Below are 15815 nucleotides of genomic sequence, written 5' to 3'. Positions count from 1 at the left end.
GATATAACAAGGCACAAGTTAAACCCGGGTAAAAATATTTAGACTTTTTACACCGGGCTGGTGAAATTTATAAAAAATAAGCCGCTAGCGCTCATCCCACCAGCACAAGCAGCTCTTAAAACAGTAGCACCCTAGCCCAACTGCGCCCAGGCTTTGTCCAGCCGTTTGACGCTGATGGGTTGCGGGGTTTTCAACTCCTGCGCGAAGAAGCTCACACGCAGCTCTTCCAGCAGCCAGCGGAATTCCTGCATGCGGGCATCCGCCACGCCCTTGCGCTCGGCCACCAGCCGCCAGTAGCGCTGCTCTTGCGGGCGCAGCTCCAGCATGCGGGCGGCATCGCGCGCCGGGTCGGCGCGGTACTTGTCCAACCGAGCGGTGATGGCCTTGAGGTAGCGGGCGGTGTGCTGCAGCGCGGGCCACGGGGTGCTGGCCAAAAAGCGCTTGGGAATCAGGCGGGCCAGCTGCTGGGCGGCATCCGCCGTGGCCTCGGGGGCGTTCTTGGTGTCCTTGATCTTGCGGGCGGCGGTGCCGTACTCGGTCAATACCGTCAGTGCCAGGCGCGCCACCTCGTTGGCGATCAGGGTCAGGCGGCCCCGGCCTTCGTCGATGCGGCGCTTGAAGGCGAACTCGTCGGTGGGCAGCGGGTCGAGCAAAAAGGCGCGGTCCAGCGCCACGTCGATGATTTGCGCGCGCAGCTCCTCGATGGTGCCGCCGCCCGAGCCGTCGGCGTTTTTGCCCACCTGCATGTAGACCACGGCCATTTTTTGCAGGTCGGGGATGTTCTTTTCCAGGTACTTCAGCGCATCCTTGATTTGCAGCGAGAACAGGCGGCGCAGGCCTGCGCGGTGCTTGGCTGCCGCTACTTCGGGCTCGTCGAAGACCTCGATGGTGACGGCATCCCCCGCGTCGATCAGGCCGGGGTAGCCAATCAGCGTCTGGCCGCCCTTCTGGATTTCCAGCAGCTCGGGCAGCTCACCGAAGGTCCAGGCGGTGTAGCGCTGGTTGTCGGGGGCAGCAGGCTTAGCTACTATTTTAATAGCTACTTGTGTATATTCTGTATGGGCTAGAGGCTGATTTTTCTTAAGAATGGGCGCGGCGGCATTTTGGGCCATCTTCAAACCTGCCAGCGCCTGGAAGGCCCCGCGCGCCTGCGCGCCCAGCTCGGCCTTCAGCGCGCCCAGGTTGCGGCCCGTGCCCAGCTGGCGGCCATGCTCGTCCACCACGCGGAAGTGCATGAACATGTGCGGGCTGAGCATGTCGGCCTTGATGTCGGCGCGGGCGATGTCCAGCGAAGTGGCGGCACGCACCAGCTTCAGCACCGCATCGACCAGCGGGCCCTGGCCGAATATCTCGGGCGTGTTCAACGTCTCGGCCATGGTGCGGGCGGTTTCGGGCAACGGCACCAGACGCGAGCGCGGGCGCTGGTGCAGGGTTTTGATCAGCGCCTGCACCTTGTCTTTGAGCATGCCGGGCACCAGCCATTCGCAGCGTTCGTCGTTCACCTGGTTCAGCACGAACAGCGGCACGGTCACGGTCAGGCCGTCTTTGGCATCGCCCGGCTCGTGCAAATAGGTGGCCGCGCAGTCCACACCGCCCAGGCGGATGGTCTTGGGGAACGACTGGGTGGTGATGCCCGCCGCCTCGTGGCGCATCAGCTCCTCGCGGGTCAGCAGCAGGAGCTTGGGGTTGTGCTGCAGCGCTTCCTTGTACCAGCGCTCGAAGCTAGCGCCGCCATACACATCGGCGGGCAGTTGCTGGTCGTAGAAAGCGTAGATCAGCTCGTCGTCCACCAGCACGTCTTGCCTGCGGGCTTTGTGCTCCAGGTCTTCCACCAGTTTGATGAGCTTGAGGTTGGCCTCCAGAAACGGGAACTTGCAGTCCCACTGGCCCTGCACCAGGGCTTCGCGAATGAAGATCTCGCGTGCCCCCACCGGGTCCACGCGGCCAAAGTTGGCGCGGCGGCCGCTGTAGATCACGATGCCGTACAGCGTGGCCCGCTCCAGCGCGGTGACCTCGCTGGCCTTCTTTTCCCAGTGCGGGTCGAGCAACTGCTTTTTGAGCAAATGGCCGGCCACCTGCTCTACCCACTGCGGCTCGATGCCCGCAATGCCGCGGCCAAACAGGCGCGTGGTTTCCACCAGCTCGGCCACCACGATCCAGCGGCCCGGCTTCTTGCGCAGGTGCGCCCCGGGGTGGCGGTGGAACTTGATGCCACGCGCGCCCAGGTACTCGGTCTGCGCGACTTCGTCCCCTTCGGTCTTCCAGCCAATGTTGCCCAGCAGGCCGGACAGCATGGACAAATGGATTTGCTCGTAGCTGGCCGGGGCCGCGTTCAAGCGCCATTTGTGCTCGGCCACCACGGTGTGCAGCTGGCTGTAAATGTCGCGCCACTCGCGCACGCGGCGGATATTGACGAAGTTTTGCCGCAACAACTGCTCGTACTGGCGATTGCTGAGTTTGTGCGCACCCTCCCCGCCCCGTGCATCGTTGATCCACTTCCACAAATTTAAATAGCCACTGAATTCGCTACGGTCGTCGTCAAACTTGGCGTGCGCCTGGTCGGCCTGGGCCTGCATGTCCATGGGGCGGTCGCGCACGTCCTGCACGCTCAGGGCGCTGGCGATCACCAGCACCTCGTCCAGCGCCTGCCGGTCACGGGCTTCCAGAATCATGCGGCCCACGCGGGGGTCGAGCGGCAGCTTGGCCAGCTCTTTGCCCATGCCGGTGAGCTCGTTCACATCGTCCACCGCGCCCAGCTCGTTAAGGAGTTGGTAGCCGTCGGCAATCGCGCGGCTGGAGGGGCGCTCCAGAAAAGGAAAGTCGTCCACCACGCCCAGGTGCAACGACTTCATGCGCAAGATCACGCCCGCAAGGGAACTGCGCAGGATTTCGGGGTCGGTAAAGCGCGGGCGGCCATTGAAATCCACCTCGTCGTACAGCCGGATGCAGATGCCGTTGGCCACCCGCCCGCAGCGCCCGGCGCGCTGGTTGGCCGAAGACTGGCTGACCGGCTCCACCAGCAGTTGCTCCACCTTGCTGCGGAATGAATAGCGCTTGATGCGCGCCGTACCTGCGTCAATGACGTATCTAGTGCCTGGGACGGTGAGGGAGGTTTCGGCCACGTTGGTAGCCAGCACGATGCGGCGGTCGCCGTGGTTGTCAAAAATGCGGTCCTGCTCGGCGGGGCTCAGGCGGGCAAACAGCGGCAGCACCTCGGCGCTGCGGTACAGCGGCTGGTGGCTTACGTGCTTGCGCAGGTGGTCGGCGGCTTCGCGGATTTCGCGCTCGCCGGGCAAAAAGATCAGGATATCGCCCGCGTTGTGCGGGTCGCGCCACAGCTCGTCCACGCCATCGGCAATCGCGTCGTTCAGCCCGTATTCACGGCTTTCCTCGAAGGGCCGGTACCGCTGTTCCACCGGGAACATCCGGCCCGACACCATGATCACCGGCGCGGGGCCCTGGCGCGATTCAAAGTGTTTGGAAAACCTGTCCGCGTCGATGGTGGCCGAGGTGACGATGACCTTCAGATCCGGCCTGCGCGGCAGGATCTGGCGCAGGTAGCCCAGCAAAAAGTCGATGTTCAGGCTGCGCTCGTGCGCCTCGTCGATGATCAGCGTGTCGTAGGCCTGCAGCAAAGGGTCGGTCTGCGTCTCGGCCAGCAAAATGCCGTCGGTCATCAGCTTCACCGAGGCATCGCGCCCCAGCCGGTCCTGGAAGCGCACCTTGAAACCCACCACATCGCCCAGCGGGGTTTTTAGCTCTTCGGCAATCCGCTTGGCCACCGAACTGGCGGCAATCCGCCGTGGCTGGGTGTGGCCGATGAGGTGGCCGCGTGCGCCGGGATGGTTCAGCTTGCCGCGCCCCATGGCCAGGGCGATTTTGGGCAACTGCGTGGTTTTACCGGAGCCGGTTTCGCCGCAAACAATGACAACCTGGTGCTGCGCAATGGCCTCCATGATCTCGTCGCGCTTGGCGGATACGGGCAGGGATTCGGGGAACTCGATTTTCAACATATCGGGGGATTATCCGGGTGCGCTGGTGCCGATTCGCCACTTCACACATTTGTTATCCGTACATCAAGCAGACCCCGAAACTCCCGTTGCGGCCACGCTGCGCGTCCATTGGCTATTTAGCACGCAGGTCCTTGGGGGTTTTCTAGCGCTGACCGCTGTCGCAGGCTATTGCCCGCACTGCGCAATGCTGTGTTTGTCCATCAAGCGGTAAAGGGTCATCCGTGAAACACCCAATTCGCGCGCCGCCAGCGTGACGTTGTGTCCCACGCGCGCAAGGGCCAGGCTGATGGCATCGCGTTCGGCAACCGTTCGGACAGCATCCAAACCAAGACTTTCGGTTTTTTCTGCTGCCGTCAACCCCAGGTCGGCCGACCCGATCAAGCGCTGGTCGGCCATTACTACCGCACGCCTTACCCGGTTGTGCAGTTCCCGCACATTACCCGGCCAATGGTGTGCCTGCATGGCCGCGATGGCCGACCGGCGAAAACCATCAACACGGGTACTGCCTTCATTAATGCAGCAGCGCAAGAAATGCTCGGCCAGCTCCGGCACGTCCTCGATGCGGCCACGTAGCGGCGGGACCTCGATGGGCAATACGTTCAAGCGGTAGTACAGATCCTCCCGGAACCGCCCCTTCAACACAGCTTCGGCAAGGTCGATGTGGGATGCCGCGACCACACGGACATCTACCGTTAAGCTGCGTACGGCGCCCACGCGGTTAATCGTTTTTTCCTGCAGAAAGCGCAGCAGATTGGTTTGCAGCTCCAGCGGTAAATCACCGATTTCATCCAAAAAAATAGTGCCCCCATTGGCGGCCTCAATCAGTCCACTGTGCTGTGCCGACGCACCCGTAAACGCACCTCGCTCATGGCCGAACAACTCCGAATGGATGAGTGACGGTGAAATGGCTCCACAATTAACCGCAACAAACGGCCCGGCAGAGCGCCGCGAACACCTGTGTATGGCTTGCGCCGCCAACTCTTTGCCACTACCGCTTTCACCACCGATCAGCACGGGGGCCGCCGTCATGGCCACCTTTCGGATCTGCTGGCGCAAATGCGTGATGGCCGCCCCGTGCCCCACCATGCCAAGGGCTCCGACCGAGTGCATTGGAGCGTAATAGCGTTGCCGCAGCATGGCACGCTGCTCCGCGTGGTCCAGAAACCATCCCAAGGCAGAACAGTCCAGCGGCAAAGTCTGGTAAATAAAGAAGAAGCCCAAAACCAGATCCCGGAAACCTGAGGACTCCAGCGCCTGGGGGGCACACACGGCTACCCATTCGGTCCCACGGGAGGCCTTGACGCAGGCTTCCAATGCAGCATCGGACACCGTAGGCTCCGTACCCGTGATCAGCAGGCCGACTTGAAAACGCTTCTGGGCCTGGATCCGTTGGGCCGCTGGTAGATCTGCAACCTGCGTGGGCGACCAGCCGACGTTTGTCAGATGGTCGTTGATGGCATGCCCATCACCTCCCAAATTCACACATAGGATGCCCCGAACCAACATAGTGAACCTTGCTAGAAAGATATGGGAATCCTGACAGTCAAGGTCATATTCGGCGTGTCGGGCGTCAGCCCTGCCGCCACGGCCACATTCACGGTGGTCTTAGGGCTGATGCGGTAGGAGTAGCCCAGCAGCAAGGACGACAATTGCGTACGTACCGAACCCGCCACCGGTATGCCATTCTGGCGGGTGCGGCCTATGGAGCTCATGTCTACGCCGACGCTGAAAGTAGAGTGCTCATTGATCGCCAGTCCGACACCAAAGTTGATGCCCAGCACGTCGCCTGGCTTGATAGAACCAAGGAACTCGCGCTCCCCGCTCAACACCGTGCGGTAGACATCACTACGGCCGAAATTGTGGGTGTAATTGAAACTGCCAAAAAACACGGCAGGGTCGGATGGCATCAACCAGGTCAGGCCGGTTTGCAGGGAATAAAAGCCAGAACCTGTGGGCAACTCCATCGGAAGACCTGTGCCCGTGGTGTTGCCCACGCATCGGGTGACGCAATCTGTCACCACCTCAAATGGGTCTTTGCCGGTACGGGACTTGAACCGCAGCGAGCCGATCATGAAGGGAAAGTCGTTCTGGGGTTGGTTCAATTGATAACGGACTGCCACCTCTACATCGCCGACCGCCTTGCCGCTGTTATTGAAGACGCTGTCTGAAGCGGAGCCCGTGAATATCTCGCGGCTGACCGTCGAGTCGGAACGGTACACATAGGGAATTTTCACCTCCCCTTCCAGGCGATTTGTAATCCCCCAGCGGCCCGCTAACGCCATCGTCGCCACATGGCTTTTTACCTCCCGCACATCAATCAGACCAATCAGCAAGGCGGGAATAATGGTGTAGCCCACCAGGGCCACCCGGTTACTCGATGAATATCCGTACTGCAATGACGGTTCAAAAACGTAGTGGCCTCGCGGCGTCAGGATGCCCGGCTGGTCGAATAACTGGGCCAGCTTGGGAGTCTGCGTGTCCTCGCTGGGTGCCACACCAACACGCACCGCCTGTGTGGAACCCTCGGCGGTGGCATTGTTGGGGGGTTGCGGGCTATCGTTTGCCGCCCTTTCAGGGTTGGTAGCACCCGACTGGCTGGCCACCTGCTGGCGCAGGGCTTCAATCTGCCGCCCTTGCTCCGCCACCAACTGCTGCAATGCCTCGATCCTTTGGTCAACGCTGGGGGCCAGCGGCACCTCCTGCGCGTTGGCCCCCATGCAGGACAACACCATTGATGAACAAGCCAAAAACAACAACGGCCGATCTTGGCAGAGTGCTTTCATGGAATGACTCCTTGGTATCAAGGCTCAAGGCGGCAGAGCCTTACTTTTTCTTGAAAGTATTTTGCATTGTTGCGAAAAATCTTAGCACTCAAAACATAACTAAATTGAAACTGTACGTAAAAAATAATTTGTACTTTGATGTCACACAATTGATGCAGTTTTTTGAATTCATGTGGGTGTATTCACTGGCAGCACAGACGCAGATCTGCCTTGGACTCACCTAAATTGCATGCCTCAGTGGCGTTAAAAACCCACGGATCACTGTCACAAGAATGTGACAAGTAGAAACGGCAGTGCCAAGAATGAACATGCAAAAAACACCATAGGCATGCTTACTTTCGGTCGAAAACCAACGCCAAACGTATCAACGTGTAGTCACGGAATCGTTACAACCAGGCGCGGTGGATACCCGGCATCGGTAGGCACAAAGGCCCCATATCTAGGTAGATTCACCAATGAATTACGTTATTTCCCCACGCAAATCGCATACAAACCAAAGCAAAAAAAACAGGCACACAATTTGCTGTTGCAGCCCCGGAGTTGTGGTGTCGCGATTCAATTGAGGAACTTTCTACTCTTAACATTTGGAGGCTTTATGAAAAGAACACTTTTGGCTTCTGCTCTCGTAGCAGCGTTTGGTCTGGGCAGTGTGGCATTTGCCGATACGTTGGACGTGAATTCACGGCAGCGGGCCGATGACGGTGGCAGCAACACCAATACCGCTACCAGCAACCTTACGGATTCAAGCACCAAGACGAATACCGACACGAAGACCATCACCACTAACAAGACCAATACGGATACCAAAACTATTACCAAAACGAATACCGATACCAAAACCGTCACCAAGACAGACTCGAGTACACACTCCTACGCCAATAGCAGTACCAACTACCGCGATACGGGGGGGGCCGATGCCAGTGGCTCGCGCTCTGCGGCCCTCAACAATGGCTCAACGGGTACTTTCACCAATGCCTTCAACGTAGCAACCGCCACGGCCACCAGCAAGCTGGAAGGCTCTGTTTCGGGCGTTCGCATCTACGGCATTGGCAATAGCGCCTCCAATTCCGGCAATGCCAATGGCGGCAAGGGCTATGGCGGCGACGGCGGCAATGCCAAGGGCGGCTATGCATCTGGCAAAGGCAACGGCGGATCGGGCGGCAAAGGCGATGGTGAAGAAGGTGGCAATGGCGGCAAGGCCTACACCGGTGGCGCCAGTACCAAAACTATCAACGGCAGTGCCGATGGCGGCAAAGCCGGTAGCGGCTGGGGTGGCAGTGCCAGCGGTGGCGATAAATCCGGCAGAGCCTATGCCAACGGCGACGACGGCGGCAACAGCGGCCGTGCCATTGCCAATGCCAATGGCACCGGCACTGGAACCGCATCCAATGGCGACGGCAATAACGGAACCGCAAACGGTACCGGCACAGGAACCGGCTCTGGCGGTACGAGCACGACAGGCGCAGGTGGTGCAGGTGGCGCAGGCGGCACTGCATCCGCCAATGCTGGCGGCGGCACCCGTACCGCGGGTGCTGGCACGGGCGGTGCGGGCGGCGCAGCCACTAACGGTAGCGCCACTGGTGGTGCCGCTACGGGTGGTACCACCACAGCGGGTGCTGGCGGCGCTGGCGGCAGCGGCACAGGCGGTGCTGGCAACGGTGGTACCAACACGGCCATGGGCGGCACAGCCGGTGCCGGTGGTAGCGGCACAGGTGGAGCTGCCGGCACCAACACCGTTGATGCGGGTACGTTCAACATGTCCAATACCATGACCAGCGTCGGCCAGTCGGCTGCCGGCATCATGGTCGCCAGCCAGAACAGCGGCATCGCATCGCTGGTTCAGCAAAGCGTGAACGTGCAGGCCAATTTGTCTGTGGGCCATTAACACGTAGCCCGTAATTCCATGCATTCCGCATCCCCGGATGCGGAATGCATGGTCGATACCGGCACCCTAGTCACGCCATCCAGAGACCGAGGGGACAACTTTATGCAATCCAAAAAAATACTATCCTGGTCGGGCAGCTTGTTGCTGGCCTGCGTTGTGATGGCATCCGCCACGGCGCAGACAGTTGTGGACACAGGCAACAGCGCGACCACCACAAGGATGGCCGGCTTCAACAAACCGGTAGCCATGGCCGCGTTGGGCCATTACCGCGGCGGTTCCCAGATCGTTCGCAATGACATGACATTGACCGGAACCACCTCCGACAACACCGCGCAACAGGTCAGTACCGGCAACAACGCCATCAGCTCTGGCGCTTTCACCAATATGAGCGGCATACCGGTGGTGATCCAGAATTCCGGCGCGAACGTGCTGATCCAGAATGCAGTCATCCTGCATCTACAGCTGAACTGATGGCAAGACCATGCGCCGCCTGTTGTTCTCTTTCGTGCTGCTCAGCGGTGTCGGCACGGCACCCGCGCAGGTAGCGCATTTGCCATCGATGGGCGCGGGAGACTTCCGCGTCCCGGTCACCAGCATCCGCGAAGCCCGCTGGACCAGCACGCTGCTGCAGAAATACGACTTCAGTTGTGGCTCGGCCGCCGTAGCCACTTTGCTGACGCACCATTACAACTATCCGGTCAGCGAGCAACGGGTATTTGAAGAGATGTACGCGAACGGCGACCAAGACAAGATCCAGCGCGAAGGCTTTTCACTGCTCGACATGAAACGCGTGCTGGCCGTACATGGATTTGAGGCTGATGGGTTCGAGCAGCCGCTAGACAAACTCAACGAGGCCCGCATACCGGCCATCGTGCTCATCAACGAAAACGGCTACCACCATTTTGTGGTGGTCAAAGGCGTGCAACCCGACCGGGTACTGGTCGGCGACCCCGCACGGGGTACCCGTGCCGTGCCACGCGCAGCTTTTGAGGAGAGTTGGCAGAATCACCTGCTATTTGTCGTGCACAACCGCATGGACACCGCCCGCTTCAATCTGCAGGCCGACTGGAGCGTAGCGCAACGCGCCCCCGTAGGAGACGGCCTAAACCGCGACGGCCTGGCTGGCATCGCCCTGCCCCGACTCGGGCCCGGAGATTACTGATGCGCACTAACCGCTTTATCCACACCAAGTGGGGAAGAAACCTGTGCATATGCGCCATTCTGGTGGTCCTGAGTTACTTTTCGGACCGCTCAGAGGCCGCTGAACAGCTGCAGAACCCTGCCGACAGCGGCATCTGGCACACCGTCAGCGACCGCACCCTAGACCAGTTACGCGGCGGCTTCGACGTGGGGGGCGGACTGCTGGTCAGCTTTGGCATCACCCGCACGGTCTATATCAATGGCGCACTGATCACAGAAACCAGCTTGAACGTCGGAGATTTGGCCAAGCTGACGCCCGCGCAGGCTTTGCAATTGAATGGACAGCTCCATGGCCTGAACCTGGTGCAGAACGGCCCGGGCAACACTGTTCCCGCCAATCTCGCGAACATAGGGGCGGGCACCATCATCCAAAATACGCTGAACAACCAGCAGATCAACGTCCAGACCATGATCAACGCCAGCTCAAACGGCTTGGGTATGGTCCGCAGCATGAACGCGCAGGGCACTATCAATGACGCCCTTACCCGCGCCGCCATGCCGCACTAAGCCAGGATGGCAGCTGGAAACGCACCCTCGTCGCCCACGTTGAATGGCCCAGCTTGTTCCCCTTGTACGCACTGCCAGCATTTCAATACCCGGCGCTGAATCCCATGTTGAACATCGTTCTTACAGCCATTTCAGGGGTGCTCACCGCCGCAGGGATATTTGGTTTGGGGGTGACTTTGTTAGGCAGAAGTCTGAGCATCTGGGAAGACCTGCTTTGCAGCGGTCTGGCGTTGGCCGTTGCCGTCGGCATACTGCAATACCGCAAAAGCCAAGCGCGTAAGCGCCTCACAGACATGCGCGACTCGGCACTTTGGTAAATTATTGATGCCGACCGTCCACAGGCTGGCCTGCCATATCAACCACTCACCAGCAAAGCATTGCTTAGGCGCTCAAGCAAGCCCTCCGGCACCGTCCGCCCCAGCCGTACCTCCGGCGTGCCGTGCCAATCCGCGCAACGCTGGATCGCCTCGGCCACGGCCCGCACCGCCGCATCACTGAGCTTCATGCCGGGCTCCACAAACAGTGCCTTCACCTCAAACACGCCCTGTGCCCGGTGCGCCTTGGCATCCAACCGGCCGACCAGGGTCCCCTTGTGCAGGATGGGCAGCACGAAATAGCCGTAGGTGCGTTTTTCCTCGGGCGTGTAGCACTCAATGCGGTAATCAAAACCCCACAAAGTGGATGCGCGTTCGCGGTCCCACACCACGGGGTCGAAGGGCGACAGCAGCGTGGTGTGGGTGGCGCGCAGGTGGCCTGCGGCGGCTTTTTGCAGCAGCTCGGTGTGCTGGTGGTGCACGTAACCAGGGGCCGTCCAGCCTTGTACTTTCACGCGCTGGACCACGCCTTGCGCCACCAGCGCGTCCAGGTCGGCATCCTTGAGGCGCGGCTTTTGGCGGAAGTAGTCGTTCACCCAGCGGGCCTGGGTGATGCCCAGGGCGAGGATGGCTTTTTCTACAAAGCCGGTGTGCACCTCGGCGGCCTCGGGCAGTGGCGCATCGGTCAGGTGGGGGTGCACGCGGTGCGCCAGGTCGTAGACCCGCTGGAAGCTGTCACGCCGGGCCACCATCAGCTCGCCGCTGGCAAACAGGGCTTCAAGCCAGCGTTTTTCGTCCTTACGGTCCCACCAGCCGCCGCTGGTTTTGCCGTCTGTGCGGGCGAACTCAGACGACTTGACCGGGCCATTGCTACCGATGTGGGCCAGCAGCGCGTCGAGGTGGCTGCGCTGGCGGGCTTGAACCGCCTGTCCGTTCATCAAGCCCCAGTGGCGGCGCGTGTTTTGGTTGTAGCTGCGATGCAGCAGCAGGTCTTCCACCGGCGCAAAGCAGGCCTCGTGGGCCCAGGTTTCGAACAACTGGCCGCTGGCCAGGGCCGCGTCCAGCCAGGCCTGCGGGTAGGTGCTCAGCCGTGAAAACAGCACCAGGTAGGGGCTGCGCGCCACCACGCTAATGGTGTCGATCTGCAGCAGTTGCATGCGCTGGATGCACTGGCGCAGGTCGCTGGGGGTGGCTTTTCGGCGTGGCGTGGTAAGCAAACCCTGGGCGGCCAGGTGCAGGTTGCGGGCTTGGGGTAGCGTCAGAGTCTGCGTCGGGGTTTGCATGGCGATTACTATTAAATTAATAGCTACTAGCGTAGACAGGATATACGCCAGAAGCTTAAAAAGCTTGTAAATTAAAGAAATGCTTGCTGCTGCGTTGACCCCAGCATAGCCCCACGGCTGGCACCCCCATGTTGCAGTGCAGCACACTCTTTTATACTGGTTGCCGCATTACGCCACCTGTCCAGGAGCCTTACCGATTTGACCCTACGCGCCTCCTTCCGCCAACTGCTGCTGTTCGCTTTCGTGCTGATTGCGCTGCTGCTGGGCGCGGTGTCGCTCAGCGGTTTGCAGGCGCTGCAAGGGGTGCTGGCCCAAAGCCGCGTGGCCGGGCAGCAGAGCGTGCAGCTGAATCTTTCCACCCGCGGCCTGGCCGAGCGCAGTACCGACATGGAGCGGGCCGCCCGCCAGTACTTGGTGCTGGGCGACGACGCTTTGCGCCAGCGCTTTGACGATGCCGCCAACCAGGCCCAGGCACTGCTGCTGCCGCTGGGCCAGTACCCGCCCACGGCCGCCCTGGCCCAACAGTGGCTGGCCTCGGTGGTGCGGGTGCGCAGCCAGTTGGCCGACGGGCGGCTGGCCCTGGCGGCCCGGGGCGAGACGGTAGCGGCCGAGTTCCGCACGCTGGACGGCATCTCGCGCGGGCTGACGCTGCAGGTGCAGCAAAGCATTGCCGAGCACAACCAGGAAGTGCAAGACGCGCTGGAGACGCAACGCAACCGCCAGGTACAGCAGGTGCTGGTGGCCATCGTGGCCGCGGCCGCGGCGGCGCTGGCCTTTGGGCTGTGGCTGACCCAGCCGTTGCGCCGCCTGGGCCGGGCCATCGTGGCGCTGGGCGAGGGGCGGCTGAACGAGCCGGTGGTGATCCGCGGCCCGTCCGACCTGGCCAGCCTGGGCCGCCAGCTCGACTGGTTGCGCCTGCGCCTGACCGAGCTGGACGAAGACAAAGCCCGATTTCTGCGCCACACCTCGCACGAACTCAAAACCCCGCTGGCCGCCCTGCGCGAAGGCGTGGCCCTGCTGAGCGAGGGCGTGGGCGGTGCGCTGGGCGCAGAGCAGGCCGAGATCGTAGCCATCCTGCAGCACAACACCAGTGTGCTGCAGCAGCAAATTGAAGACCTGCTGCGCTACAACGCCGCCGCCTTCGATGCCCGGCAATTGCAACGCCGCCCCACCCTGCTGCACCACCTTGTGCAAGACGTGGTGCAGGCCCAGCGCCTGAGCTGGCAAGCCCGTGGATTGGCGGTGGTAGTCGAAGGCGATGCCACGCTAAGCCACCCGGTAGACCCGGAGCGGCTGGGCATGGCGCTCGGCAATTTGCTGTCGAACGCCATCCGGTTCAGCCCGGCGGGCGGGCGCATCCGCTGGTGGGTGGGCCTGCTGGGCAGTGCCGAAGAGCGGTACATCGCCCTGCAAATCAACGACGACGGCCCCGGTGTGGCCGCCGCCGACCGCGAACACATCTTCGACCCGTTTTACCGAGGCAGCACCCAGCCGCCCCCTAACAGCACCAGCAACGGCACCCACCCACCACGCGGAAGCGGTATTGGCCTGGCCATCGTGCGCGAGCAGGTCACCGCCCACGGCGGGCGGGTGCTGCTGATGGCCGATGCAGGCGGGGCCTGCTTCCGCATACTTTTACCCCTGGATGCCTCCCATGCCTAAATGTTTACGATGGCTCTGCGCCGCCAGCCTGCTGGTGCTGGCTGCCTGCGCCAGCCCACTGCCCCAGGTTGTACCGGACGCCCCTCGACAGGCAGCGCCCATCCACACCCCGCCCGCGCCGCCGCCGCTCGTATTGCCGCCACCGATACTGCCGGCGCCCGACCCAACCGCCGAGGCCGGGCGCGAGCTGCAGCACTGGCAAGACCAGTTGCGCCAGGCTGCGCCCGACGTGCTGCCCGCGCTAGCTGCCCGCATCGCCGCCGAACCCGCCACCCCAGCCAGCGCGGTGCACCTGGCCCTGGTCTGGTTGCACACGCGGGTGCCCGGCGATGCCGCCAAGGCCCTGGCCCAGTTAGAAGCCTTGCAAACCTCCGCCGACCCCGCCGCCCAGCCCTGGGCCGACTGGGTGCGGCTGCTGGCGTCCCGCGCCACCGAGCAAAAGCGCCTGGATGAACAAATCAACCGCCAAGCCCAGCAACTACGCGACAGCCAGCGCCGCATCGACCAGCTCACCGAGCAGCTCGAAGCCCTGAAGGCCATCGAGCGCTCGCTGGCCCCCCGCAACGGCGTGGGCAAAGCACCATGAGCCCGGCACGTGTACAAATTTTGGTGGTGGACGACGATGCCGACATGTTGCGCCTGCTGTCGCTGCGCCTGGGCGCGGCTGGCCACCAGGTCACCGCCGTGGCCAGCGCCGAAGCCGCCTTGGCTCGGCTGGAAGTGCTGCGGCCGCAACTGGTGCTGAGCGATGTGCGCCTGCCCGGCATGAACGGCCTGGCCCTGTTCGACGCGGTGCAGGCCCGCCTGCCCGGCCTACCGGTGATTTTGCTGACCGCCCACGGCAGCATCCCCGATGCGGTGGATGCCACGCTGCGCGGGGTCTTCAGCTACCTGACCAAGCCGTTTGACGGGCAGGAGCTGCTGGCCGCTGTAGGGCGGGCGCTGGCGGTATCGGCCACGGCGCGGCCCCTGCCGGGCTCGGCGGGCGAGGTGTGGCGCGAAGAGATCGTCAGCCGCTCCGCGGTGATGGACGAGGTGCTGGCCGAGGCCCGGCTGGTCGCGCCCAGCGATGCCTCGGTGCTGATCCGGGGCGAAAGCGGCAGTGGCAAGGAGCTGCTGGCCCGCGCCATCCACCGCGCCAGCCCACGCGCCCACGGCCCGTTTGTGGCGGTGAACTGTAGCGCCATCCCCGAGGCGCTGCTGGAGTCCGAGCTGTTTGGCCACGTCAAGGGCGCGTTCACCGGCGCGGTGGCGCACCACCGGGGCCTGTTCCAGAGCGCCCACGGCGGCAGCCTGTTTCTGGACGAAATTGGCGACATGCCGCCCGCCCTGCAGGTCAAGCTGCTGCGGGTGCTGCAAGAGCGCCAGGTGCGGCCCGTGGGGGCGCAGCAGTCGGTGGACGTGGATGTGCGCATCGTCTCGGCCACCCACCGCGACCTGGAGGCGGCCCTGGCCAGCGGCGACTTCCGCGAAGACCTGTACTACCGCCTCAACGTGGTCACCCTCACCCTGCCGCCGCTGGCCGAGCGCCGCGAAGACATCGCCCTGCTGGCCCAGCATTTTTTGCAGCGCCTGGCCAGCAAGTACCACAAGCCGCTCAAAGGCTTTGCGCCCGATGCCCTGGGCCAGCTCTCCACCGCCGCCTGGCCGGGCAATGTGCGGCAGTTGCACAACGTGGTGGAGCAGGTCTGCGCGCTGTGCACCACACCGCTGGTCCCCCTTGCCCTGGTGCAGCGGGCGCTGCGCGTACCCACGGTGGAAGTGCTGGGCTTTACCGAGGCGCGCAACCGCTTCGAGCGCGACTACCTGGTGGGCCTGCTCAAGCTCACCGATGGCCAGGTCGCCGATGCCGCCCGGCTGGCGGAGCGCAACCGCACCGAGTTCTACCGGTTGCTGCAAAAACACGGGCTGACACCGGGCCTGTTCCGGGGCGATGCGGGCCCCGAGTCGCAAAATGGCGACCTCCCCGAGCCGCCTGTCGCCCGCTAGCGACAACGGGTTTTCCCTTATTCATCAAGCACTTACGGCCTGCACGCCGGGCCGGCTGCCGGGGCCTGTCGCCAATCAGCGACGCTTTACAGACCTCTACATCCTGCTACACATGCGAAAACTCGGTTAAGTGCTTGATCTGAAAGTGTTTTTCACACTGGCCTAGGGTTTGCACTAGG

12 protein-coding genes are annotated in these 15815 nt (G+C 62.5%); 8 read left to right on the top strand and 4 right to left on the bottom strand.

Annotation, left to right across the window (positions count from 1 at the left end; all coding sequences use genetic code 11):
* Nucleotides 1-131: 131 nt before the first annotated feature.
* The 3 genes from hrpA to Q0T48_RS15715 form a co-directional block, all read right to left on the bottom strand.
* Nucleotides 132-4013 carry an ATP-dependent RNA helicase HrpA gene (gene hrpA / locus Q0T48_RS15725; protein WP_295957872.1) on the bottom strand — a complete coding sequence of 1294 codons (3882 nt, stop codon included), beginning with the start codon at nucleotides 4011-4013 and terminating at the stop codon, nucleotides 132-134.
* A 165-nt stretch (nucleotides 4014-4178) separates the two neighbouring features.
* A complete protein-coding gene (locus Q0T48_RS15720; protein WP_295957869.1) occupies nucleotides 4179-5495 on the bottom strand; it encodes a sigma-54 dependent transcriptional regulator in 1317 nt (438 codons plus the stop codon).
* Nucleotides 5496-5530: 35 nt separating this feature from the next.
* Nucleotides 5531-6796: an acetate kinase gene (locus Q0T48_RS15715; protein ID WP_295957868.1), complete on the bottom strand. Its 1266-nt coding sequence runs from the start codon at nucleotides 6794-6796 to the stop codon at nucleotides 5531-5533.
* Nucleotides 6797-7391: 595 nt separating this feature from the next.
* On the opposite strand from Q0T48_RS15715, the gene Q0T48_RS15710 reads away from it, so the two are divergent.
* The 5 genes from Q0T48_RS15710 (at nucleotide 7392) to Q0T48_RS15690 (ending at nucleotide 10705) form a co-directional block, all read left to right on the top strand.
* Complete coding sequence (locus tag Q0T48_RS15710; RefSeq protein WP_295957867.1) at nucleotides 7392-8681, top strand: hypothetical protein; 1290 nt, start codon at nucleotides 7392-7394, stop codon at nucleotides 8679-8681.
* A gap of 18 nt (nucleotides 8682-8699) precedes the next feature.
* Nucleotides 8700-9152, top strand: coding sequence for a hypothetical protein (locus Q0T48_RS15705; RefSeq protein WP_295957864.1), 453 nt, complete (start codon nucleotides 8700-8702; stop codon nucleotides 9150-9152).
* Nucleotides 9153-9162: 10 nt separating this feature from the next.
* Nucleotides 9163-9843, top strand: a complete 681-nt coding sequence (locus Q0T48_RS15700; RefSeq protein WP_295957861.1) for a C39 family peptidase — start codon at nucleotides 9163-9165, stop codon at nucleotides 9841-9843.
* Nucleotides 9843-10388, top strand: a complete 546-nt coding sequence (locus Q0T48_RS15695) for a hypothetical protein (protein ID WP_295957858.1) — start codon at nucleotides 9843-9845, stop codon at nucleotides 10386-10388. Before Q0T48_RS15700 ends, Q0T48_RS15695 begins: the two co-directional genes overlap by 1 nt.
* A gap of 104 nt (nucleotides 10389-10492) precedes the next feature.
* Nucleotides 10493-10705 (top strand): hypothetical protein, encoded by a 213-nt coding sequence (locus Q0T48_RS15690; protein ID WP_295957855.1) that lies wholly within the window; start codon nucleotides 10493-10495, stop codon nucleotides 10703-10705.
* 38 nt (nucleotides 10706-10743) lie between these two features.
* Here Q0T48_RS15690 and Q0T48_RS15685 read toward each other — a convergent pair whose 3' ends face one another.
* Nucleotides 10744-11985 (bottom strand): crosslink repair DNA glycosylase YcaQ family protein, encoded by a 1242-nt coding sequence (locus Q0T48_RS15685; RefSeq protein ID WP_295957851.1) that lies wholly within the window; start codon nucleotides 11983-11985, stop codon nucleotides 10744-10746.
* Between the two features lie 198 nt (nucleotides 11986-12183).
* Between Q0T48_RS15685 and Q0T48_RS15680 the strand changes: the two genes are divergently transcribed.
* From Q0T48_RS15680 to Q0T48_RS15670, 3 genes are read left to right on the top strand one after another with little or no spacing between them, the layout of a single operon-like run.
* Nucleotides 12184-13647, top strand: coding sequence for an ATP-binding protein (locus Q0T48_RS15680; protein ID WP_295957847.1), 1464 nt, complete (start codon nucleotides 12184-12186; stop codon nucleotides 13645-13647).
* Nucleotides 13640-14233 carry a hypothetical protein gene (locus Q0T48_RS15675; RefSeq protein WP_295957844.1) on the top strand — a complete coding sequence of 198 codons (594 nt, stop codon included), beginning with the start codon at nucleotides 13640-13642 and terminating at the stop codon, nucleotides 14231-14233. Before Q0T48_RS15680 ends, Q0T48_RS15675 begins: the two co-directional genes overlap by 8 nt.
* Nucleotides 14230-15636, top strand: a complete 1407-nt coding sequence (locus Q0T48_RS15670; protein ID WP_295957841.1) for a sigma 54-interacting transcriptional regulator — start codon at nucleotides 14230-14232, stop codon at nucleotides 15634-15636. The genes Q0T48_RS15675 and Q0T48_RS15670 overlap by 4 nt, the downstream gene beginning before the upstream one ends.
* The last annotated feature ends 179 nt before the right edge of the window (nucleotides 15637-15815 follow it).

Origin of the sequence: Rhodoferax sp. (assembly GCF_025354435.1) — a bacterium.
In the GTDB taxonomy this organism is placed as follows: domain Bacteria; phylum Pseudomonadota; class Gammaproteobacteria; order Burkholderiales; family Burkholderiaceae_C; genus Rhodoferax_B.
The sequence above is the reverse complement of the archived record's forward strand: the minus strand, read 5'-3'. Positions and strand labels throughout refer to the sequence as shown.